Annotated in this window: 19 protein-coding genes; 5 read left to right on the top strand and 14 right to left on the bottom strand. The window is 58.0% G+C overall.

All coding sequences use genetic code 11. From position 1 onward, the window contains the following. Position 1 precedes the first annotated feature (1 nt). From nirD to W822_RS39900, 5 genes are read right to left on the bottom strand one after another with little or no spacing between them, the layout of a single operon-like run. Complete coding sequence (nirD, locus tag W822_RS39920; RefSeq protein ID WP_024006345.1) at positions 2-346, bottom strand: nitrite reductase small subunit NirD; 345 nt, start codon at positions 344-346, stop codon at positions 2-4. Continuing rightward, complete coding sequence (gene nirB, locus W822_RS39915) at positions 339-2,771, bottom strand: nitrite reductase large subunit NirB (RefSeq protein ID WP_024006344.1); 2,433 nt, start codon at positions 2,769-2,771, stop codon at positions 339-341. Before nirB ends, nirD begins: the two co-directional genes overlap by 8 nt. Before the next feature lie 39 nt (positions 2,772-2,810). Next, entirely contained in the window at positions 2,811-3,668 is an 858-nt protein-coding gene (locus tag W822_RS39910) for an ABC transporter ATP-binding protein (RefSeq protein WP_024006343.1), read from the bottom strand. A gap of 3 nt (positions 3,669-3,671) precedes the next feature. Then, positions 3,672-4,457 carry a nitrate ABC transporter permease gene (gene ntrB, locus W822_RS39905; RefSeq protein WP_034280799.1) on the bottom strand — a complete coding sequence of 262 codons (786 nt, stop codon included), beginning with the start codon at positions 4,455-4,457 and terminating at the stop codon, positions 3,672-3,674. A 50-nt stretch (positions 4,458-4,507) separates the two neighbouring features. Further along, positions 4,508-5,728, bottom strand: coding sequence for a CmpA/NrtA family ABC transporter substrate-binding protein (locus W822_RS39900; RefSeq protein WP_051401824.1), 1,221 nt, complete (start codon positions 5,726-5,728; stop codon positions 4,508-4,510). Between the two features lie 490 nt (positions 5,729-6,218). Here W822_RS39900 and W822_RS39895 point away from each other — a divergent pair, with 490 nt between their 5' ends. Further along, positions 6,219-6,788, top strand: a complete 570-nt coding sequence (locus tag W822_RS39895) for an ANTAR domain-containing response regulator (protein WP_024006340.1) — start codon at positions 6,219-6,221, stop codon at positions 6,786-6,788. A gap of 91 nt (positions 6,789-6,879) precedes the next feature. On the opposite strand, the gene W822_RS39890 is transcribed toward W822_RS39895, so the two are convergent. Next, positions 6,880-8,865, bottom strand: a complete 1,986-nt coding sequence (locus W822_RS39890; protein ID WP_024006339.1) for an aconitase family protein — start codon at positions 8,863-8,865, stop codon at positions 6,880-6,882. Positions 8,866-9,149: 284 nt separating this feature from the next. Here W822_RS39890 and W822_RS39885 point away from each other — a divergent pair, with 284 nt between their 5' ends. Further along, the gene (locus W822_RS39885; RefSeq protein ID WP_024006338.1) at positions 9,150-9,944 is read left to right on the top strand and encodes a bestrophin-like domain; all 795 of its coding nucleotides are present in this window, start codon (positions 9,150-9,152) and stop codon (positions 9,942-9,944) included. A gap of 101 nt (positions 9,945-10,045) precedes the next feature. Further along, the gene (gene ppc, locus W822_RS39880) at positions 10,046-12,868 is read left to right on the top strand and encodes a phosphoenolpyruvate carboxylase (RefSeq protein ID WP_024006337.1); all 2,823 of its coding nucleotides are present in this window, start codon (positions 10,046-10,048) and stop codon (positions 12,866-12,868) included. 131 nt (positions 12,869-12,999) lie between these two features. Here the strand turns inward: ppc and W822_RS39875 are convergent, their stop codons facing one another. The 6 genes from W822_RS39875 to ispB form a co-directional block, all read right to left on the bottom strand. Then, positions 13,000-13,605, bottom strand: coding sequence for a flavin reductase family protein (locus W822_RS39875; RefSeq protein ID WP_024006336.1), 606 nt, complete (start codon positions 13,603-13,605; stop codon positions 13,000-13,002). A gap of 218 nt (positions 13,606-13,823) precedes the next feature. Continuing rightward, positions 13,824-15,683: a dihydroxy-acid dehydratase gene (ilvD, locus tag W822_RS39870; RefSeq protein WP_024006335.1), complete on the bottom strand. Its 1,860-nt coding sequence runs from the start codon at positions 15,681-15,683 to the stop codon at positions 13,824-13,826. Between the two features lie 41 nt (positions 15,684-15,724). Next, positions 15,725-16,453, bottom strand: coding sequence for a glutamine ABC transporter ATP-binding protein GlnQ (gene glnQ / locus W822_RS39865; protein ID WP_024006334.1), 729 nt, complete (start codon positions 16,451-16,453; stop codon positions 15,725-15,727). Further along, positions 16,450-17,160, bottom strand: coding sequence for a glutamine ABC transporter permease GlnP (glnP, locus tag W822_RS39860; protein WP_024006333.1), 711 nt, complete (start codon positions 17,158-17,160; stop codon positions 16,450-16,452). The genes glnQ and glnP overlap by 4 nt, the downstream gene beginning before the upstream one ends. Positions 17,161-17,298: 138 nt before the next feature. Beyond that, entirely contained in the window at positions 17,299-18,060 is a 762-nt protein-coding gene (glnH, locus tag W822_RS39855) for a glutamine ABC transporter substrate-binding protein GlnH (RefSeq protein WP_024006332.1), read from the bottom strand. Positions 18,061-18,258: 198 nt separating this feature from the next. Then, the gene (gene ispB / locus W822_RS39850; RefSeq protein WP_024006330.1) at positions 18,259-19,224 is read right to left on the bottom strand and encodes an octaprenyl diphosphate synthase; all 966 of its coding nucleotides are present in this window, start codon (positions 19,222-19,224) and stop codon (positions 18,259-18,261) included. Positions 19,225-19,364: 140 nt separating this feature from the next. Between ispB and W822_RS39845 the strand changes: the two genes are divergently transcribed. Together W822_RS39845 and W822_RS39840 are read left to right on the top strand one after the other, a co-directional pair. Beyond that, positions 19,365-20,285, top strand: a complete 921-nt coding sequence (locus tag W822_RS39845) for an ATP-binding protein (protein ID WP_031243191.1) — start codon at positions 19,365-19,367, stop codon at positions 20,283-20,285. Next, entirely contained in the window at positions 20,282-21,253 is a 972-nt protein-coding gene (locus W822_RS39840) for a Nudix family hydrolase (protein WP_024006328.1), read from the top strand. Before W822_RS39845 ends, W822_RS39840 begins: the two co-directional genes overlap by 4 nt. A 119-nt stretch (positions 21,254-21,372) precedes the next feature. Here W822_RS39840 and epsC read toward each other — a convergent pair whose 3' ends face one another. Beyond that, positions 21,373-22,332 carry a serine O-acetyltransferase EpsC gene (gene epsC, locus W822_RS39835; RefSeq protein ID WP_024006327.1) on the bottom strand — a complete coding sequence of 320 codons (960 nt, stop codon included), beginning with the start codon at positions 22,330-22,332 and terminating at the stop codon, positions 21,373-21,375. A 227-nt stretch (positions 22,333-22,559) separates the two neighbouring features. Further along, positions 22,560-23,990, bottom strand: coding sequence for an efflux transporter outer membrane subunit (locus W822_RS39830; protein WP_024006326.1), 1,431 nt, complete (start codon positions 23,988-23,990; stop codon positions 22,560-22,562). Positions 23,991-24,078: the final 88 nt, after the last annotated feature.

Below are 24,078 nucleotides of genomic sequence, written 5' to 3'. Positions count from 1 at the left end.
CCTACCTCGCTTCCAGATCCAGGCACACCTGGTCATGCTCAATTTTCACCGCAATCGTGTTGACGCATCCCTCATCGGGCGCCTGCACCTGCCCCGTCGCCAGATCAATCACCATGCTGTGTAACGGGCACGTCACCGCCGCGCCATGCACCAGGCCGGCAGACAAGGGGCCACCCTTGTGCGGGCAGCGATCGGCGATCGCATACACGCGACCTTCCCCGCTTCTGAAAACAGCAATATCGTCGTGCCCCTGACGGCGTACAACCCGGGCCCCGCGTGCAGGGATATCATTGACGGCGCACACAGGCGTCCATTTTTCGCAGACTTTCATCGTGACCTCAGACATTCAGGGTTTCAAATTCGGGAGCGGATATACGCTTTTCCACACGGTCCTGCCACGGGTCCTGTTCAAAAGACAAGGCAAAGCGCAGGCGAGCGTAAAGGGCACGCCGATTATCGGCATTGGCGATGACCTGTTCTTTTGCATGATCCAGACCGACGCGCGCCAGATAATGCACCGTGCGTTCCAGATAAAAGGCCTCTTCCCGATAGAGCTGAAGAAAGGCACCGCAATACTCCAGCACCTCGTCGTGCGTGGGCACCTTGACAAAGAACTGTGCGACTTCCGTTTTAATGCCGCCATTGCCGCCAACATAGATTTCCCAGCCGGAATCGACTGCAATAATGCCCACATCCTTGATCCCGGATTCGGAGCAGTTGCGCGGGCAACCAGAGACCGCCAGCTTGACCTTATGCGGGCTCCACATGCCGACCAGGTCTTTTTCAAGGGCGATGCCCATGCCCGTTGAGTCCTGCGTACCAAAGCGACAGAACTCGCTGCCCACGCAGGTTTTCACCGTACGCAGACTCTTGCCATAAGCATGCCCCGAGGGCATATCCAAATCTTTCCAGACACCGGTCAGATCTTCCTTGCGTACGCCCAGCAAGTCGATGCGCTGACCGCCGGTCACCTTGACCATGGGAATCGCATACTTGTCAGCCACATCTGCAATACGCCTTAACTCCGCCGAATTGGTCACACCGCCCCAGATACGAGGAACGACAGAATACGTGCCGTCCTTCTGGATATTGGCATGCATGCGTTCGTTGACGAGGCGGGATGCGCCATCATCCCGCGCTTCTCCCGGCCAGGTCGACAGCAGATAATAATTGAGCGCCGGCCGGCAGGTTGCGCAGCCGTCCGTGGTACGCCACTCCATAAAATGCATGGCATCTGCAATCGTCGTCAAATGCTGTTCGCGGATGACCTTGCGGGCCTGCCCATGTGTCACATCGGTGCAACCGCAAATGGGTTTGGCCGATTTGGGCTTGACATCGGCTGCGCCCCCGACGCAGTTGATCAGGATCTGTTCCACCAGACCCGTGCAGGAGCCGCAGGAACTGGATGCCTTGGTGTGCTTTCTGACATCGTCGACGGTAAACAGACCCTGCTCCCGTATTGCCTTGACGATGGTTCCCTTGCATACGCCATTGCAGCCGCAGACCTCCACGCTGTCCGCCATGCCCGCGACGGTATTTTCACCTGCGTGCCCGGCATCGCCGACAGCACCTTCGCCGAACATCAATTGATCCCGAATTTCGTGTATGGACTTGCTTTCCCGGATCAGCCTGAAATACCATGCGCCGTCTGCCGTGTCTCCGTAAAGGCAGGCGCCGACCAGTTTGTCGTCCTGCACGACCAGTTTTTTGTATACGCCACCCTCGGGATCCGCAAGCGTAATACATTCCGTATTTGCATTGCCGATAAAATCGCCGGCAGAAAACACATCGATACCGGTGACCTTCAGTTTGGTCGAAGTCACACTGCCTTCGTAGCGTGCAATACCGTGCATAGCCAGGTGATTGGCCGCGACCTTGGCCTGTTCAAACAGCGGAGCAACCAGACCATAAGCCGTTCCACGGTGGCTGACACATTCACCCACTGCATAAATACTGGGGTCGTAGGTTTGCATGGTATCGCTGACTACGATCCCGCGGTCCACATGCAGGCCCGCCTTTTGCGCGAGCGCAAAATTGGGTCGTATGCCGACCGCCATGACGACCAGGTCAGTCTGCAGTTCATGTCCATTGGAGAAACGGATCGCGCCGACGCGACCGTGCCCATCATCGACGATGACACTTGTCTGATGCGCCATCAAAAACCGCAAGCCCCGGCCCTCCAGGCTTTTGCGCAACATGGCTGCTGCCGGCCCATCCAATTGGCGATCCAGCAGTGCGTTACCCAGGTGCACCACCGTTACCTCCATTCCGCGAACGGCCAGCCCATTGGCGGCCTCCAGCCCCAGCAGTCCACCCCCGATCACCACCGCGCGACGGCGCACACCGGCCGCTTCGATCATCACATTCACATCATGGATATCGCGAAATGTGACCACCCCTTCCAGCGCATGGCCGTCCACGGGCAGCACAAAAGGATTGGACCCGGTCGCCAGCAGCAGGCGATCGTAAGGGACCTTCGTTCCGTCATGCGTATGTACTTGCCGACGCACACGATCAATGTTGACCACCGACTGGTTCATCAACAGGTTGATTCCGTTGCTTTCGTACCAGGATAGATCGTTCAGGATAATGTCCTGGATCGTCTGTTCACCGGTCAGGACGGGCGACAGCAGAATGCGGTTGTAATTGGGATAGGCCTCGCTGCCGATGATGGTAATGTCGTAAAGCTGATCATCGAGTTTAAGCAACTCTTCGATGGTGCGAACCCCTGCCATTCCGTTGCCGATCAGAACCAATTTGCGTTTTTTCATGATATTGCCTGTTTTCGTTTGTGATTGACGCGAGTCGGACTACGCTACGTTCGCGCAATCCTGTTCAGACTTTGCCTGTTCTGCCCCGACCAGCGCAAGACGCCCTCCCTGTTCGGGATTTGAATACCGCTGATGCAAAAATGCCATCACCGCAGCCCGGTATTGCAGATAGCGCGGATCGGCAGCCAACGCAACACGATCGCGCCGCGCCGGCAGACTGATGCGGAGAATATCGCCGATGGTGGCCGCCGGTCCGTTGGTCAGCATGACAATCCTGTCGGACAGCAACACGGCTTCATCCACATCATGGGTCACCATCACAACCGTGCTTTGCGTACGTTTGACAATCCGCAACAGGGCATCCTGCAAGTGCGCGCGGGTCAGCGCATCAAGCGCGCCAAAGGGCTCGTCCATTAACAACACTTTCGGTTCGATGGCCAGGGCACGGGCAATGCCCACGCGCTGCTTCATGCCACCTGAAATTTCGCGAGGGTATTTGCCGCTGGCATGGGCCAGGTCTACCAGTTCCAGCGCAGCAGCAGTCCGTTCGCGCAGTTGCGCGCGGCTTTCGTTCGCGCCATAAACACGCTCGACTGCCAGATATACATTCTGAAAGCAGGTAAACCACGGCAGCAGCGAGTGATTCTGAAAGACCATGGCGCGATCCGGTCCCGGCCCGGCGATTTCACGCTGATCACAAATGAGCACGCCTGCGCTCGGGCTGGCCAGGCCAGCGATCAGGTTCAATAACGTGGATTTACCGCAACCTGAGTGACCGATCAGCGATACGAATTCGCCCTTGCGGATGGCAAGATTGATATTGTCCAGCGCCGTAAACGGTCCCCTGGCAGTATTGAATACCTGGCTGACTGATTCGACGGCAACATACTTTTCCATGAATTACTCCTCGGCAAATGCAAAACGTCTGGCCAGCGCAAGCAAGGCCGCATCCAGCAACATGCCCACCAGGCCGATAATGACAATCGCGATAATGATGTGCTGCACATTCAGGTTGTTCCATTCATCCCAAAGCCAGAAACCGATCCCGGTACCGCCGGTCAGCATTTCCGCTGCCACGATGACCAGCCAGGCAGTCCCGATGGACAGGCGTACCCCGGTCAGAACATAAGGCAGGACTGACGGCACAAGAATGCTGGTTAATACCTTGCGTTCGGATAAATTCAGCACACGAGCGATGTTCAAATAGTCTGAAGGCACGCGTGCGACCCCGTCCGCCGTATTGATGATCATCGGCCAGATGGAACAGATGAAGATAGCCCAGATGGCCGCGGGCTCTGCTGCCTTGAACAACAGCAGGCCCAATGGCAGCCATGCCAACGGCGACACCGGGCGTAGCAGGCTGATCACCGGCGCCGCCATTTTACGTACCGGTGCATAGCGACCGATAACGAATCCTGCCGGAATGCCGACCAGTGCGGCCAGCCCGAAGCCGACTCCCACGCGCCACAGTGAGGCGAGCACGTTCCACCCGATTCCCACATCATTCGGACCATTGCGATAAAACGGGTCTTCAAACAACACAATTGCCGCGAGCAACGTGTCATAGGGGGTAGGAATGCCGGGAATTTTTCCTGCAATTGCCTCCCAGATAATGACAACTGAAATAAGCCCGATCAATGGGTATCCCAAGCGCCCCAGCTGCGCGGCCAGCGTACCTGCGGTCATTGGATTGATCGTGGCGGTTCTGGTTGCTGTGTTCATCCTTCTCTCCCGATTCAGGCGTGAATTGCAAACGCGTCCGCGTATGCTGCAGGATTGCTGCCGTCCCACACAATGCCGTCTATCAATGTGGACGAGCGGGTCTCGTTCGCGGGCACAGGTGTGCCACTGGCCTGAGCGGCCGCTTTGTATATATCGATACGGTTGACTGCACGCGCCACTGCTGCGTAGTCCGGATGGGATTCGAGCAATCCCCACCGTTTCTGTTGCGTCAGAAACCACGTCCCGTCACTCAGATAAGGAAAAGTTGCAGCGCCGTCACCAAAGAAACGCATGGGATGTGCGCTGTCGCCTGTCTTGCCGATTCCGTTGTCATATTTACCCAGCATGCGGTCGAGGATCACATCGACCTGCGTATTGACATAGGATTTGGCGGCAATCACCCGCGCCGTCTTCTCGATATTGGCCGGCGAGCTGTCTATCCACTTGCCCGCCTCCAGAATGGCTGCAGTCACCGCCCTGGCGGTATTGGGATACTGATCGGCAAATCTTGCCGTAGTACCCAGCACTTTCTCGGGATGATCCTGCCAGATCTCCTGCGTCGTTACGGCGGTAAAGCCAATTTTGTCGATGACTGCGCGGGCGTTCCATGGCTCGCCGACACAATAGCCGTCCATATTGCCGATCATCATATTGGCGACCATCTGCGGGGGCGGAACCGTAATGACCCGGGCATCGCGCAAGGGATGAATGCCGTTCGCAGCCAGCCAGTAATAAAGCCACATGGCATGGGTGCTGGTGGGAAAGGTCTGGGCAAATGTCAGTTGCCGATCCAGCGTGGCCATGACTTTCCTGAGCGATGCGCCATCGGTCACACCTTGTTCATTCAGTTGCCGCGATAGAGTAATGCCCTGCCCGTTCTGATTCAATCCCATCAGCACGGCCATGTCGGTCTTCGGGCCGCCTATGCCGACCTGGAGACCATAAATCATCCCGTACAGGGCATGGGCACAATCCAGGTTGCCGCTGATCAGCTTGTCGCGCACGCCCGCCCATGAGGCTTCCTTACTGGGGATGATTTTGACGCCGTATTTTTTGTCTATACCCAGTTCTGCGGCCATGATTACCGAAGCGCAATCGGTCAGCGGGATGAAGCCGATCTTCACTTCGGTTTTTTCCGGCGCATCCGAGCCTGCGGCCCAGGCCCCACCCCGCAGGAACGGGTCAGCTATCCCCAGCGCTCCGATGCCCGCTGCTGTCCGCGCCATCGACAGCATCCATTGCCGCCGATGCACACTGCCCAACGCAATGGCGTCTTGCGCCGTATCAGCTGAAGCGGGCGTACCCACCACGTTTCCCGTCACATCCGTCTTTTTCCGACTGTTCATCATTACCCCAAAATAAAAGGCGTCCTGCGGACACGCTGTTACGCGTATCTGCAGGACGCCGTTGTCCTGAATGCTGTCATGGATGACGACCGCCATTGGCCTTCACGAAGACTAAAGCAATATACATGCCAACTACCAGAATACATTTCGCAATGCCGCGTATTCAAAGGACGCAGCGCCATACGCGGGCCTTGCCACAGATGACCAGGAAGAGATGAATCCCATGTGAGCGCACTAGAACAGTGCACACATTCGTGCCGCAGCGCATGTGCTCATCCGGCAAGGCGTGCGCGCACTCAAAATGGGCATGTTGCGCCGACGCCAGGGTGAGCGAATCCGGCATGCCTTTTGCTTAGGTCTACGCAAGAGGACAGAAAATATGCTGAACGTAATGTTGATTCGTGACGAGCAGGATGACACGCTGCGCAACACCCTGCGCGCTGCCGGTATCCACGTGATTGCCGAGATTTCGCCGTTGGCCGACTTTGCTGCGGCCCTGGCGGGCATCAGGCCGGATGTGGTACTGGTCAGTGCAGATGCATCGTGCCGCGACACGCTGGAAGGCCTGTGCATGACATCGCACAACAGCGCCCTGCCCGTGGTCATGTTCACCAATGATAATGACCGCGCCTTCATGCAGGCGTCCATCCGGGCCGGTGTGGCCGCTTATGTGGTCGGCGAGGTGCCGTCGTCGCGCATGCTGTCCCTGTTGAACGTTGCCATCGAGCGCTTTGCCCTGGACCATTCGCGCCGCCGCGAACTGGTCGACGCAAAACAACGCCTGGCCCAAAGACAGATCATTGAAAAAGCAAAGGGGATCCTCATGAAGCAGCATGGCATCGGTGAAGACGAAGCCTATCGGATGCTGCGCAAAAAAGCCATGCAGACGCAACGCCGAATGGGACAGATCGCGGAAGCACTGGTACAGGCCCATACGTTTCCGGTCTGATGACCGTCCGTGCCTGTTCAGGGGGACAGTCGACGAGAACAATCGTAGACCACCATTCGTATCTCGAATGTCGAGGCCTGCGTCGCCAGGCCTAGTGCAGGCCTTGTTGCAATTGCGCAAACGAACAGATACGACCGGCCAGCGCACTGGCCATCACGGTCGCAGGACTGCCAAGCCACACTTGCCCCGGGCCCGACCGTCCCGGAAAATTGCGATTGATCGCGCTGATCGTCACCTGGCCCGCATCAACCGACGAGCCCGGTCCGCAATTGGCACAAGCGCCACATGACGGTTGCAATATATGCGCCCCCATGCGTTCGAACACCAGATCATACCCCTTGTGCACGCAATAGTCGCGAACCGCCGTCGTGCCATACTGCAGATAAAGCGTTACATGTGACGGCAACTGCAGGCCCTGTTGCAATCCCCAGGCCAGCACCGCGTAATATTGATCAAAATCCTCACGCTTGCCCGCAGTACAGGAGCCGCCGTAGGCAATATCGATCGATACGGGATCATGCAGGGTACCTACCGGCCGGCCGTTGCCTGGATCGCCAGGCGCGGCAACCAGCACATCCAGTCCGGAACAGTCCACCTCAATGCACTGCTCATAGCGAGCACCCGGATCACTCTGCATCCAGTCTTCCAGCTCAAAATCCACGCCGCGACGTTCACTCAGAAACTGTACCGTCTTCGCATCAGGTGCGACGATACCGGTAAAACCGCCTAACTCGGCACACATATTGGTCAGGGTAGCCCGTTCATCCACTGACAACGCATGAATGACCGTACCGGTGAATTCAAACACCCGTCCTACGCCTCTGCCCTCCCGAATTTGCGGCAAGGCCAGCAGATGCAGAACAATATCTTTGGCGCTTACCCCGGCAGGCAACGAGCCATTCAGCTTGACCAGAATGCCGGCGGGCATGATGATCCGTACGGCGCCGGTCATGAAAGCATTGGCCATGTCGGTGGTGCCCACGCCAAACGCCACGCAACCGAGTGCGCCGCTGTGCGGGGTGTGCGAATCGGTGCCCACCACTACCTGACCGGGCAAGGCATAGTGTTCCGCCATCATGGCATGTGAAATACCGGCTACGTTGCTGCCATCATCGGCGCTCGCTTGCGCTTCGGTCAGGGTTCGGTGCGAACGCAGACCGGTTTCCTGCACAAAATCGCGGTGCGCCTGGCACATCCGCAGCATGTTCGGCACCAGCCCCTGGCGCAAATGAGCCGGGCTTTCCTGAAGATAGGAAGTGTGATCCTCGAAAGCGATGATTTTTTCCGCATCGAACAACTGCAATGGCGCGCCATAGCTTTGGTGCAGCATATGCGCGGCCATACCGGTGTAATACTCGTGAATGAAACGCCAGTCGGCACGCAGAAAAATACCGGCGCCCGGCGTCAGGTCCGTCGTGGTCTGATCCGTACGCAGCACGTGCCGGGCCATGATTTTCTCAAAAAGCGTTTGCGGCTGGTCACTCGCCTGGGGCGCCTCAGGGCGGCTTCTGCCCAGATAGGATTTACCGTACGCGAGCAGGCCGCCACTGCGCAAAATGGCTTGTGTCAGCTCGTCGCGCTCGGCCAGAATCTCGTCAAGCGTGATGGACTGACCGGCCTGCAATCGCGCCAGCAGCGCAAAGTTGGTCGATGTCAGCAGACCGATGTTGTCGGCGTTCTGACGGTATATCCGTTCAAAGCTGCGGGCAAATACCAGCTTGATCCCGGCATGCTTTTCGGCGGCCGGGCTGTGTTCCCGGGAAGACCCCTTGCCGTAGCGGCTGCCCGCCACGACCACCTGGATACCTGCCAGCCTGACGGCATCGCGCGCAATGGGCGTGATACCGGCAGCCTGCACACCGGTATAGGCGAATCCGCCGAGCTTGTCGTCGTAATGAGACATGATGGCGACCGGCGTGATTTCGTCGGTGGAAATATCATCCCGCAGCGCCAGTTCGGCACCGGGCGCTGGCGCGGTGGATGCGCCTGGCTGCAGGCAAACTTCGATCTCATGCGGATCGGTCGTCAAATACAGAAACCGGTCAAATATAAAGCGCGGCGTCGTCGAGTGGTTCATTACGGCTGGTCCTGACGGATGCATAAAAGGATCAATATTCTATTATCACCCATCGCAGGCACCCTTTGTCTCCATCCGGAATATCGCCACCGGTTTTCATTCTGCCTGGCCGAAGGAGATAACCTGGCCCCGCCCCCCTTTTTTGTCCGGGACGTTACCGACCCCGATGGGCCGACCGGACAGAAGGTAGAATACGAAACGTCCATAACATCAGACTGACGCCGGGTTATGAGGCTAAACATGATGGTCAGCATTATTTCAGCTTTGTCTCCCGTGAGGATGTCATGCACCTTTACAATTTGCTGTTCGAAGTTCCGATTATTGCATCCTGGATTTTGTGTACGGTTTTTTTCCTGTGCATGTCCGGCATCATCGTAGTGATTATTCGGCTGCAACGCCGCAACAGCACCTCGCCACGCAGCAGCGCCCTGAGCCATACGCTCATTTCAGGTCTGCTGGTTCCCATTGGCCTGAACATGGCGTTCATGGCCAGCGACGTCTGGAAGGAAAACGAGAAGGGACAGGCTGCCACGGAAGCCGAAGCGGGCGCGGTCAGCGATGCACTGCGGGTGCTGAAATTTCTGCCGCCCGAAATCAATGCCGATCTGCGAGCCCGTCTGCAGGCCTATGTTAACGCTGCTGTCGACGACGAATGGCCCAGCATGAACCGCGATCAGGTCAGCGAACGCACCGAGGCAGCTCTGGATGTGCTGACTATCCACACAGCCAGAATCACCAGCGAAGTGCAGACAGATGCCTATGTCAGCTCCCAGATGAAGCTACTGAACGACTATCTGATCCAGGTGCGCAAGTCGCGCGATGAACGATTGAATGTGGCCACGTATCACATCAATCCGCAGAAATGGCTGGTGCTGCTGATTCTTCTGAGTGTCTGTATGTATGTCATTTATGATATTCATTATCACACCCGTCCGGAACTGCGCAAGGCCGTGGTGCTGATTTCCCTGAGTTTTGCCAGTATTTCATTCCTGATTCTGGTCAATGATCGCCCCTTTACCGGCAGCAGTATTATCGAACCCACCCATTTGCGGCAAATACAAAAGACAGCGTTCCGATAAGCGAAATGCGCAACATGCCAGAAGGCCCTACAATGAATGGAACCCCGCAACCAACCGGAGTAAGAGACAACGTGGAAAACGCAAGCACAGACAGAAATGAAATGCAGCAGGACATTCGACTGCTGGGCAGGATCCTTGGCGCCGCCATCCGTGAATCAGACGGCCAGCCGATTTTTGATGTCATTGAAACGGTTCGTCGCGCCGCCGTGCGCTTCAAGCGGGAAGGCCTGGCGCAGGAACGCGATACCATGCTCAATAGGCTTACGGCCCTGTCCGACGACGAGGCCAATACCCTGTCGCGCGCGTTCAGTTATTTTCTGCATCTGGCCAATCTGGCCGAAGACCGCGACCAGCAAAAGCGACAACGTCGCCGCCTGCTCAGCAGCAATGAAGCGCAGACGGGAACGCTCGGACATACGCTGGCCAAACTGGAGCAGCATGGCGTCGGTCACAGTGCGATCCGGGATTTTCTGTCCGGTGCCACGATCGTCCCGGTGCTGACGGCCCACCCGACAGAAGTGCAGCGCAAAAGCACGCTGGACCTGCACCGGCATATCAGCCAGTGCCTGGTTGCCATCGACAGTCGCTTGACCGAAGACGAAAGCCATCAACTGGCCCTGGAACTGACGGGACATATCAAGACGCTCTGGCTGACGCGCATGTTGCGCTTCAACAAGCTGACCGTCAATGATGAAATCGAAAACGCCCTGGCCTACTTCAATACCACGTTTCTCAAAGCCATTCCGACGCTATACAACCGCCTCAATCGCAGCCTGGGAGAGCCGGGCGATGGCGCCGCCATTCTGCCGCCTTTTCTGAAAATGGGTTCCTGGATCGGTGGCGACCGGGACGGCAACCCCAATGTCAATGCCGAAACGCTGACCCACGCCATCAACCGTCACGCCACAACGCTGTTCGACTATTATCTGGCCCAGGTGCATCTGCTGGGCTCGGAACTGTCCCTGAGCACCTCGCTCACCCATGTGTCAACCGATCTGGCCCAACTGTCCGACCTCAGCCCCGATCAATCGCGCCACCGCCTGGACGAGCCCTACCGCCGCGCCCTGATCGGCGTCTATGCCCGGCTGGCCGCGACCGCCCGGCACCTCACTCATCACGATCTGGCCTTGCGCAATACGGCCAGCGCCGATCCCTACAATGCGCCGGCCGATTTCGCGGCAGACCTGGATGTCATTGCCCGTTCGCTCTGCGAGAATCAGGCCGCTGCCGTGGTACCCTTGCGCCTGCAGGAACTGCAGCAGGCGGTGGCCGTGTTCGGCTTTCATTTGGCCACGCTGGATCTGCGGCAAAGTTCCGATGTGCATGAACGCGTGCTGACTGAACTCTATCAGCGAGCCGCCATCAAATATGAAGGTCAGCCTGTTCAGTACGATCAATTGTCGGAAGAGAAAAAAATCACGCTGCTACTGGCTGAGCTTGAAGACAGCCGGCCGCTGGTGTCATCCTGGCAGCAGTACAGCGAAGAAACGCGCAAGGAGCTGGCCATTTTGCATGCGGCCGCCTCGGTACGCCATCATTATGGCAAAGACGCCATTACGCAATATATTGTGTCCCATACCGAAACGCTGAGCGATCTGCTGGAAGTATTGGTGCTGCAACAGGAAACCGGCCTGATCTCGCAACAGCGTGATGAAACAGGCCAGCGCCTGGCGGTGACGACCGGCGATGGCCTGATTGTCGTGCCCCTCTTTGAAACAATTCCCGATCTGGAAGCAGGCCCCGCGATTATGGATCGCTGGCTGTCGCTGGCACGGGTACGCGAACGCATTCTCCACGCCCAGCAGGGCGTCCAGGAAGTCATGCTGGGTTATTCCGACAGCAACAAGGATGGTGGCTATCTGACCTCCAACTGGTCCCTGTACAACGCTGAACTGAAGCTGCTTGAGGTATTCCGCCGGCATGACGTGCGCCTGCGTCTCTTTCATGGACGGGGCGGCTCCGTGGGCCGCGGCGGCGGCTCCAGCTTCGACGCCATTCTGGCGCAGCCTCCCGGCACCGTGGACGGCCAGATCCGACTGACTGAACAGGGCGAAGTCATCCAGAGCAAATACAAAAACGCCGACAGTGGCCTGATCAATCTTGAGCTGCTGGTCTCGGCCACCCTGCTGGGCAGTCTCGCGCCGCATGAAGAAACCCGCAAGGACAGCGAAACACTGCAGCGCTATACCAGCGCCATGGCGTGGCTGTCCGATGCCGCCCAGCACGCGTATCGCAAGCTGGTGTACGATACGCCGGGATTTGTCGATTACTTTTTTGCCGCGACACCGATTAATGAAATCGCAGGCTTAAATATCGGCTCGCGCCCCGCGTCTCGTAAAAAGGGTCAGCGAATCGAGGACTTGCGGGCCATTCCCTGGGGGTTTTCCTGGGCGCAATGCCGGCTGATGATTACCAGCTGGTATGGCGTGGGCACCGCGATTGATTCATTCATCCGCCTGGGTACGGGCAGGGACGACGGCAGCACCCAGGAATCACGTACGCAATTATTACGGGACATGGCCGAACACTGGCCTTTTTTCCAGAGCGTATTGTCCAATATGGAAATGGTGCTGGCCAAAACCGATATGGATATCGGACGCCAATACAGTGAGCTGGTGGCAGACGAACACATTCGTCATACTGTTTTCGGCATGATCGAAGAGGAATTCAAACTGACGCGCGACGCCATGTACGCCATCAAGCAACAGGCGCTTCTTGCAGACAACCCGACCCTGAAAGAAGCCCTGCAGGAACGCTTTGCTTACACCGATCCGCTCAATTATCTTCAGGTCGAAGTTATCCGGCGCCAGCGCGCGCTGGAAGATGCAGGGGCCGAACCATCGAAACTGGAGCAAATGCGCAGCCAGCGCACGATTCACCTGACCATTAACGGTATCGCCACGGGCCTGCGCAATTCGGGGTAAGCTCTGGCGCAGATCGGGCTGCCCTCACCGCGATATCCTCACCGCGATATCCTCATCGCTATATGCTCTTGCAGTGGTGCGCAACGCCGGCAGCGCGCACCACTGCCAGGGATCCCGGCATTGAACGACCGCTACAGTACTTTGGTAAACAGCTTGCGGCGGCTGATGATTTTGCCGGCGACCATGAACACACCATCACCCGTATAGTGCAACGTTTCCGGATGTGCCGGCCGGGGCGCGACATGCGCCTTGACGATTTCAAAAATAAAATAATTGTATTTGTCGACCAGTACATCGTCATATAACCTGCATTCAAATGCCGCATGGCACTGGTCGATTAGCGGCGCACTCACCCGCTCTGCGGGACTTGCGGTAAGCCCAAATTCGGCAAATTTGTCAACCTCGCTGCCGGAGCAATTGCCGATGCGGGCAACGATGTCTGTCAGCTTCGTCGTGGGCAGGTTGATGACACACTCTCCACTGTGACGGATCATATCGAAACTGTGATTACCAGAGGAAATCAGGCAACCGAACAGCGACGGCGAAAACTCCAGAATGCAGTGCCAGCCCATGGTCATGATATTGTCGCGGCCCTGCCAGTGTGACGACACCAGGACAATCGGCCCCGGCTCCAGATAGCGCCGGGCATCGCTTACAGGGAAATCGCGTTTCCTTACTTTGGGAAGATCGCGGGAGCCCACGCGGGGCGAGGCTGCAACTTTACGTTCAGTTGTCATATATCATGCTCCTCGTAGAAAACCAGTCGGATGATGCTTACGACTACCTACAGACTACCTACACGCTATCGACAAATTACCTGTCAATTACCCACAGATAACCTGCAACCTGCATCGACTGCATACGCACTTCACCGAGTGCTCTATAACAACAGCGCAGACATGAACTGCGCCGGCAAAAAAACGGCCGGATCAACCGGCCGCTGGCATGCTTCGCTTTATTTGATCAGTTGACTGATATCGCGCACGGCCCCGCGATCAGCCGATGTGGCCATCGCAGCATATGCCTTGAGCGCCTGAGACACAAGGCGCTCACGATGCGCCGGATGCCAGGCGCTTTGTCCGCGATTTTCCATTTCGGCACGACGACGCGTGAGTTCCGTTTCATCCACAACCAGATTGATGGTGCGATTCGGAATATCAATTTCAATCACATCATCATCATGCACCAGACCGATCGTGCCACCTTCGGCGGCTTCGGGAGACGCATGTCCGATCACCAGGCCCGACGAGCCGCCCGAGAATCGACCATCGGTCAGCAAGGCTGCCTTGGCACCCAGTCCCTTGGATTTCAGATAAGACGTGGGGTACAGCATTTCCTGCATGCCCGGACCACCCTTGGGGCCTTCGTAGCGGATGATGACAACATGACCTTCCTGGACTTTGCCACCCAGGATGCCGTCGGTTGCATCTTCCTGGCTTTCGAACACAATGGCGCGACCGGTGAACTTCAGAATGCTTTCATCCACACCGGCTGTTTTGACGATACAGCCGTTTTCAGCCAGATTGCCGTACAACACGGCCAGACCGCCATCCTGCGAATAGGCATGTGCCTTGTCGCGGATACACCCTTCGCTGCGGTCCAGATCCAGGTCGGCAAACTGGCGATCCTGGCTGAAGGCGACCTGGGTGGGGATACCGCCAGGCGATGCCTTGTAGAAGGTATTGACTTCCTCGGTTGCGTGACCGCTGTTGACATCCCAGTCATCGATGGCTTTACCCAGTGTACCGCTGTGTACGTTGCCCACATCCAGATCCAGCAGACCCGCGCGACCCAGCTCGCCCAGAATGGCGATCACGCCGCCGGCGCGGTGCACGTCTTCGATATGGAATTTATTTGTCGCCGGCGCCACTTTACAGACGCAGGGTACATGACGGGAAATCCGGTCGATATCAGCCATGGTGAAATCCACACCGGCTTCCTGGGCGGCTGCCAGCAGGTGCAGCACGGTATTGGTGGACCCGCCCATGGCGACGTCCAGCGTCATGGCGTTTTCAAAGGCTTTCTTGGTGGCAATGGAACGCGGCAGAACAGAGGCATCATCCTGCTCGTAATAGCGCTTGCACAGTTCCACGACCAGATGGCCGGCGCGCTCGAACAGTGAACGGCGACGTGCATGTGTGGCCACAATCGTACCGTTGCCGGGCAGGGACAGCCCCAGCACTTCAGTCAGGCAGTTCATGGAATTGGCCGTAAACATGCCGGAACAGGATCCGCAAGTCGGACAGGCGCTGCGCTCGATTTCTTCGGTTTCCGCATCTGAAACAGTCGGATCGCCCGCCTTGATCATGGCGTCCACCAGATCCAGTTTGATGACCTTGCCGGTTTCCGGCGCCTGTACCTTGCCGGCTTCCATCGGTCCGCCCGAGACAAAAACAACGGGGATGTTCAGGCGCATGGCGGCCATCAGCATGCCCGGGGTAATTTTGTCGCAATTGGAAATACAGACCATGGCGTCGGCGCAATGCGCGTTGACCATGTATTCGACCGAATCCGCAATCAGTTCACGTGAAGGCAGCGAGTACAGCATGCCGCCGTGCCCCATGGCAATGCCATCGTCCACCGCAATCGTGTTGAACTCCTTGGCCACACCACCGGCCGCTTCGATCTGCCGGGCTACCAGTTGCCCCATATCCTTGAGGTGGACATGCCCCGGTACAAACTGGGTAAAGGAGTTAACCACCGCGATGATCGGCTTGCCGAAGTCGCCGTCTTTCATACCAGTGGCGCGCCACAAGGCACGCGCACCAGCCATATTACGACCGTGGGTCGAAGTTTTGGAACGATATTGGGGCATTTCTGACTGCTTCCTGGAAAAGAACGAGGGAACCCGTTAATTTACACCACATGTTGCAGAAAATCTTTCAAACGCTGGCTTGGGGGTGAAGTTAGCAGTTCCGTCGGCTTACCGTCGTGCGCGATTTTGCCGTTATCGATGAACAGCAGACGGCTGCCCACTTTGCTGGCAAAATCCATCTCGTGCGTAACAACCACCATGGTCATGCCCTCTTCGGCCAGGTCCTTCATCACCTTGAGCACTTCGTGGCGCAGTTCCGGGTCCAGTGCCGACGTCGGCTCATCAAACAACATCAGCAAGGGCTTGACCGCCAGGGACCGGGCAATGGCCACGCGCTGCTGCTGCCCGCCCGACAATTCACTGGGATAGTGATTCATGCGCTCGGCCAGGCCCACCTTGTCCAGCAGTGCAATGGCTTCGGTACGGGCCTGCTGTTTGGACACCCCGCGCGACTCCAGCGGACCGAACATGACATTTTCAAGAGCAGTCAGTTGCGGAAACAGATTGAACTGCTGGAACACCATACCGGCTTCCCGGCGTAGTTCCCGCACTTCGGCAGGCGTGCCGCGCACGCTGAGTTCGCCCACCCGGATATCGCCTTCCTGAATGGTTTCCAGCGCATTGATGCAGCGCAGAAACGTGGATTTGCCCGAGCCCGACGGACCCACGACCACCACGACCTCGCCCTTGTCAATGGACAGGCTGATATCGTTCAGAATTGTGTTGTCGCCGAATTTTTTTACGACGTTTTGAAATGTGACCATACTCATACGTTACGCATCCTGTGTTCCATGATTTTCAGGGTCAGGGCAATCAGCCCGTTAAGGATCAGGTAAATGACGGCGACCGCGCCCCAGATTTCCACCGCGCGGAAATTGGCAGCCATGATTTCCTGGCCCTGACGCGTCAGTTCGGCCACACCGATCACGATGAACAGCGACGAATCCTTCAGGCTGATAATGCACTGGTTGCCCAATGCCGGGATCATGCGGCGAAACGCCACGGGCCAGATGATCTTGAGCAGGATCCGGTGAAAGGACAGCCCCATGGACTGCCCCGCCTCGAACAACCCTCGCGGCACCGATTGCAGTGCGCCGCGGACGATTTCGGCAATATAGGCGCCGGAGTTGATGATCAGCGTGGCAATGGCGGCCGACATGCCGTCCACGCGCACATCAATCAGCAGCGGCAAGGCGAAATAAATAAACATGACCTGCACCACGATCGGCGTGCCGCGCACGACCAGCACGTAGATCTGGGCGATGAGGCTGAGCAGCGGCCCCAGAATGCCGGCCACGGGATTGCGGCGGATCGCTTCGCCTGAAAACAGCGACGGAATATAGGCGCGAATCACGCCGGTGAGCGCCCCCAGGAGCACACCACCGAGCAATCCCCAGAAGGTGATCTTGATGGTGACCCAGGTTCCGGCCATCAGGCTGGGCAAGGCGTCTTGAATAACGGAAAAGTCAAAATCCATACATAAACCCTGTTCGAGAAAGGTGACCGCTAAAAACAAAATCCGGTGACTGTGTCCGCATGGAAACAATCACCGGATTGCAATAGACGGCGATGTCACGTTCCGCAATGTATTGTCATACATCGGGAGCGCCGGCTTTTACTTGACAGCCTGACCAAACCATTTGGTGTAGAGTTTGTCGTATTCGCCGTTCTCTTTGAGCTTCTTGAGAGACGCGTTGACTTTTTCGATCAGATCACTGCCTTTGGGGAAAGCAATACCGTAGAAATCTCCACTCTGCACGGATCCTGTCACGACCACTTTACCCTTCCCGCCGGTATTGGCGTAATACTGTACGTTGGGCGTATCATGAACCACGGCATCGACACGGCCGGTGGCCAGGTCAAGAAACGCGTTGTCGATATTGGGGAAGAGTTTGACTTTGGCGTCAGGCACTTCCTTTTTCAGGAAATCCACTGTGGCGGTGCCTGTCTTGGCAGCGACATCTTTGCCGGCCAGGTCTTTGGCGGTTTTGATGCTGTCCTTGTTTTTGACAGAAGTCAGAATGGCAATCCCGCTTTCATAGTACGGATCAGAGAAATCGATGACCTTTTTGCGCTCGTCCTTGATGGTGATGCCTGCCAGCGCTACGTCGATGTTCTTGGTTTGCAGGCCGGGAATAATGCCGTTGAAGTCCATGGGTTGCAGACGGTATTTGACGCCCATGTCCTTGGCCAGCGCATCCCACAATTCAACGTCAAAACCGACATATTTGCCGTCCTGCTTGAATTCGAAGGGCACAAATGCGGTGTCGGTGGCAACCACAAGCTCTTTGTCCTGTGCGTGGGCAACGGTGGCTGCCGGCACGGCCAACGTGACGGCAAATCCCAGTAAGGCTGCTTTCAGTTTGCTCTTGATCATCTTAACCTCTTGAAAATTTTTTTGAAATTCCGGCCGGCCGCCACTCGGCAGACCATGAATACAGGTTTACCGAGCAACTATAACCCAAAAATGAAGAGGCGCACACAGGCAGATTTGCGATTCAGGTAAACCCTGATCGCAACAAATCGTGTCTGAAAAATGGCAAATGACGCGATGCCGGCGGGCATCGCCGGCGAATCAGCGGTCGCGTTCCGTTGCAAACGTGCAGAATGCCAGCAGCGACTGTTTGAAATCGGAATCGGGGAAGACGTCCAGTGCACGCCGGGCGCGTTCCGCTTCTTCGCGCGCCACATTGCGGGTGTACTCCAGAGCATCGGTATCATTAATGGCACGAGCCACTTGCGCAAAATCGGCTTCGCCGGTTTCGATTGCCTTATGAATCAGGGTACGCTGCTCGGGTGTACCCACCTGCATGACGCGAATCAGCGGCAGGGTCGGCTTGCCCTCGCGCAGATCGTCGCCCACATTTTTACCCAGGGAGTCAACATCGCCGGTGTAGTCCAGCACATCATCAATCAACTGAAACGCGGTGCCGACATAGCGCCCGTAATCGGCTGCTGCATTTTCCTGTTCCGCCGTCACACCGGCCAGCAATGCCCCGGTTTGCATGGCAGCCTCGAACAGCTTGGCGGTTTTATAGCGGATGACCTGCAGATAGCGCTCGACAGACACATCAGGATCATGGACATTGAGCAGTTGCAGCACCTCGCCCTCGGCGATGACGGTGGTCGCGGCCGAGAGCACCTGCATAATGCGCATGGAATCGAGCTCGACCATCATTTCGAAGGAACGCGAGTAAAGATAGTCGCCTACCAGTACGCTGGCCGCGTTGCCAAAAACCGCGTTGGCCGTATCGCGCCCGCGTCGCATGTCGGATTCATCGACAACATCGTCGTGCAGCAGGGTTGAGGTGTGAATGAACTCGACGACTGCAGCCAGGGTGTGATGGGCCTCGCCCTGATAACCAAAGGCGCGTGCAGCCATAAGCACCAGCGCGGGGCGCATGCGTTTGCCGCCCGCGCCGATGATATATTCCCCGATCGTGCGGATGAGAACCACGTCAGAGTCGAGTTTCTTGCGGATTACGCCATCCACGGCGCGCATATCTTCGTTGATGGGACGGATAATCTCTGGGAGGTTCAAGGCAGATCCTGAAGCATAAAAGAAAGTTAACGCAGGGCAGTTCCCGATTATATTCCAGCCCGCCGCAAGAAACAGACAAAGGCCTTTTTTTGATGATAATGTATGCGTTTTGACTGCCATTGACGACATAGGACTTGCAAGTGAGCCGCTCCGACCCGACCCCCGACCTGACCTCCCTGATTGAACGCGCCGACCTGGTTCTGCGCCAGCTTGCAGCCTGGCTGCCGCCGGCGCCCCCGCCCATCGATTGGGAGGCCCACGCGTTCCGCTGGCGTCGCAAGGGCTCTACGGGGTGGTTGGAGGCGGTCAGGCATATCTCTACAATCCACAAGGACGACCTGTTGCACATTGAGCGCCAGCGGGACGCGATCGATCGCAACACACTTCATTTTCTGGAAGGCAAACCGGCCAATAACGTGCTCATGACCGGCGCCCGCGGTACCGGTAAAAGCTCGCTGGTCAAGGCGATGCTGGCCGAGTATGCGCCACGGGGGCTGCGCCTGGTCGAAATGGACAAATCCGACCTGGCCGATCTGACCGATCTGGTCGATATCGTCGCCGGCCGGCCGGAACGGTTTATTATTTTCTGCGATGACCTGTCGTTCGAAGAAGGCGAAGCGGGCTATAAGGCGCTCAAATCGGTTCTGGACGGCTCCATTGCCTCGGCGGGCGATAATGTGCTGATCTACGCGACCTCCAACCGCCGGCATCTGATGCCCGAATACATGAACGAAAACCTGTCCACCAAGCACCAGTCGGACGGAGAAATTCACCCGGGCGAGACCGTCGAAGAAAAGATCTCGCTGTCCGAACGCTTTGGGATCTGGCTATCGTTCTACCCTTTCCGCCAGGACGATTACCTGGACATCGTGGCCCACTGGTTGCGCGAACTGGGATGCCCGCCGGAATTTATCGAACCGAGCCGTACCGAGGCGCTGCAATGGACACTGGAGCGCGGCTCCCGGTCGGGCCGCGTGGCGCGCCATTTTGCCCGGGACTGGGCCGCCCGCCATATGCCAGCAGCAGCGGCGGCACAAACTGAACACGGAGCAGACAAATGAGCGAAGCCAAACCGTATATCAAAGTCGTGGTCGGCGCCATCCTCAACCAGCAAACCGGTGAAGTGCTGCTGGGGCAGCGCCCCAAGGGCAAGCCCTGGGAAGACTGGTGGGAGTTCCCCGGCGGCAAGATCGAGTCGGGCGAAACCGAGAAGCAGGCCCTGGTGCGCGAGCTGAAGGAAGAATTGGGAATTGATGTGCATACCTGCACGCCCTGGGTCACCTTCACCTATGAATATCCGAAAACCGTTGTCAACCTGGCTTTCTGGCGCGTGACCGGCTGGACCGGCACGCCCACATCGCTGGAAGAACAAAGGCTGGCCTGGACCACGCCCGCCGGGGCAGCGGAACTGGGCGAACTGCTGCCGGCCTCGCTGCCGCCGCTACGCTGGCTGACCCTGCCGGAACACTATGCGCTCTCGGCAATCGGCAGCCCGGAAAACATCGAATCCTGGCTGGCAACCCTGCAGCAGCAACTGGACAACGGCATCCGGCTCGTACAGCTGCGTGAACCGGCCTGGCCCGATGGCACCGCTGCCGCAAGCCTGAAAGCCGTCTTCGGGCAGGCCATTGAGATCTGCCATGCCGCCGGCGCACGTGTGCTGATCAACAGCGTGCATCCCAAAGCCTGGTGGAAACAGGCCGATGGCGTGCAATTGCGGGCGCAGGACGCGCTGCTGGCCGAAGCACGCCCCTTGCCGCAAGACAATTATCTGGTGGCGGTATCAGCCCACAACACGGCGGACGTGCTGTACGCGCAGGTCTTGGGGGCTGATTTCGTGGTACTGGGCCATGTGCTGGACACGCCATCGCACCCCGATCAGGCTGCGCTAGGCTGGGAAGCGTTTGCTGCCATTGCGCATGAAGCGGGTTTGCCTGTTTATGCCATCGGCGGGCAATCGGCGGCGACGCTGGCGACAGCGCAGGAACACGGGGCCCACGGGATTGCGGCGATCCGCGGCCTGGCTTGACCAGGGCAAGCCGGAACCGACGCACCACAACCCGTGTACAGCCAGGCAGCAAAGTGTAGCCGGTCAGAACCGGGTTCTACCCGGATCTGCCGACTCGCACAACGACCGCGCCCGCAGACTTAATCACAATTGCCATTAAACAGCGCTTCCTTGTTGCTGGAAGACGCCTGGCGCACGAAACAGCCGGGCTCAACATCGTGCGTAAGCCATACGTTGCCGCCGACCACGGCACCCTTGCCGATCGTGACCCGTCCAAGTACCGTTGCACCGGCATAGATCACCACATCGTCTTCCACGATGGGGTGACGTGCAATACCCTTGCTGATATCGCCGTTGCTGTCTGTCGGAAAACTCTTGGCGCCCAGCGTCACGTTCTGGTACAGACGCACCCGTTCGCCGATAATGGCCGTTTCACCGATGACCACGCCAGTGCCATGGTCAATGAAGAAACCGGCGCCGATCTGCGCCCCGGGATGAATATCGATCCCTGTCTGGCCGTGCGCCAGTTCGGCCGCGATGCGCGCCACCAGCGGCACGCCAAGCGAATACAGGCAGTGAGCCAGTCGGTGATACACCATCGCCAGGACACCCGGGTAGCACAGCAGGACTTCATCCACGCTCTTGGCTGCCGGGTCGCCTGAATAGGCGGCATAGACGTCGGTATCCAGAAGCGCCCGCACGTTAGGCAATTTGCGGGCAAATTCGCGGACAATGGTCACGGCCCGCTGTTCGAGGTCTGCCGGTTCACAGGCATCATGACGGTGTTGGTGCCGCACCTCCAGTTTCACCTGGGTCAGCAAGGTGTTCAGCGCAACGCCGACGGTATGGCCGACGTAAAAATCTTCGTTCTCCTGAAGCAGGTCGTTGGGACCCAGGCGCATGGGAAACAGCGCGCCGATCAACAGCTCCAGCGCCTCATTGATGATATGCGGCGACGGCAGATGGCGGCCGCCCTTCTCGTCCAGGCGCTTCTGGTCGGTGCGCCACTTGATGCGTGCATCACGCAGGCCCATCACGATTTCATCCAGCGGGAACGTCTGGGGGTTGATTGCGGAAGTCTCGCATTTGTAAATTGGCATAGCAGTAAAACCTGTGTAAAAATCAGCGTTGATGGCAATATGGATATAACGATTTTTACCATATTATCGCTCAGGCGCCGCAGGAACCCTGATGCCAGCAGGGCTAAGGCGTCACGCCGCCGGCAGCGACTCCTGCTCTGCCCCCGCCCCGATCATGTGCAAGTCAGGATCTGATGCCATCGCCTGTTAGTATTCTGCACTTACTGACCGCCATGCGCAGAAGCCGTTCACGGTGCACTCTTGCTTGCCAATTGCGCCCGGTCCCATCCGCCGCCCAGCGCGGCAATCAATTGGACGCTGGCCTGAAGACGCTGGCTTTCCAGTTGCAGGGCAGTCTGTTCTGCCGAATAAGCGTTTGACTGCACCTGCACTACGCTCAGGTAATCCACCAGCCCGGCCAGATATTGGTTCTGCGTGATCGCCAGCGATTGCCGTGCTGCAGTCAGCGCACGCATTTGCGCCGCCTGCTGCCGCTCCAGCACCCGCAGGGTACTGATCGCGTCTTCCACTTCCTGCAGGCTGGTCAGTACGGTCTGCCGATAGGTCGCCACTTCAGCACGATAGGAGGCTTTTGAAAAGTCCACCGCGCCGGCACGCGCGCCGCCATCGAGCAAGGTCATGGCCAGCGACGGCCCGAGCGACCAGAACTGCAACGGCGAGGCCAGCCATTGCGCCAGCGTCGATGTGGTATTGCCGATTGAACCGCCCAGGGTCAGGTCGGGAAACCAGGCCGCCTGGGCCACGCCGATCTGGGCATTGGCAGCGGCCACGCGCCGTTCTGCCGCCACGATGTCCGGACGCTGCATCAACAGTGTGGAAGGCACATCGACAGGAATGGCAGGCACCTGGACTTCATAGGCCTTGGGCTCAATGGCAAAGGCCGACGGCGGCTGGCCGATCAGCACGGCAATGGCGTGCTCCAGCAGACTGCGATCGGCCTCGATGGCAATGGCCGAGGCACGGGCGCTTTCAAGCTGCGCCTGCGCACTGACCACATCGGCGCGCGCGGCAACACCCTGCTCGTAACGATTCTGGTTGACCTGCACCGAGCGTTCATATGCCCGCACATTGGCCTGCAGCAGGCGCTTGCGTTCATCCAGCATGCGCAGGGCAAAATAGTTCTGGGCCAGGGTCGATTGCATGCTCAGTCTCGCAGCAGCGACATCGGCCCGGCTGGCCTGCTCATCGCTCTTGCTGCTTTCATACTGGCGCCGCAACTTGCCCCACAAGTCGGCTTCCCACTGCAGCGACACCGACCCGTTTACGCTATTGGCAATACCGCTGGCGGTTTTATTGCGGTCACCCGACAGGCTCAGCCCGGCAGTGGGAAAGAACCCCGAACGCGACTGGGCGCTGGTGGCCACCGCCTGGTCGTAACGCGCAATCGACTGCGCCAGCGTCTGATTGGACTCGTTCAGGCGATCGACCAGACTATTTAGCAAAGGATCCTGATAGCGCTGCCACCAGCTGTCGCTGGCCAGCGGCGCACCGGGCCGGGCCTGCACCCAGCCCTGGGCCGACTTGAACGCGACACCGGTGTCCTGTGGCGGTACGACATAATCCGGCCCGACAGCGCAGGCCGCCAGTAGCAGTAAAGAGGCTGCGGCTGCGGCCAGGCGCAGGGTTCGAAAGGAGAAAGGTACAGTCTGTGCGGACATTGGAGTGCTGGATGATTGACAACGATTTTTGTTCACGGCGAAGGATTCACACTTTGTTTAACGGCCCGGGCCAGGCACGATATCGTGC

The sequence above is a fragment of the Advenella kashmirensis W13003 genome (assembly GCF_000506985.1).
GTDB classification, from domain to species: domain Bacteria; phylum Pseudomonadota; class Gammaproteobacteria; order Burkholderiales; family Burkholderiaceae_B; genus Advenella; species Advenella kashmirensis_A.
The sequence above is the reverse complement of the archived record's forward strand: the minus strand, read 5'-3'. Positions and strand labels throughout refer to the sequence as shown.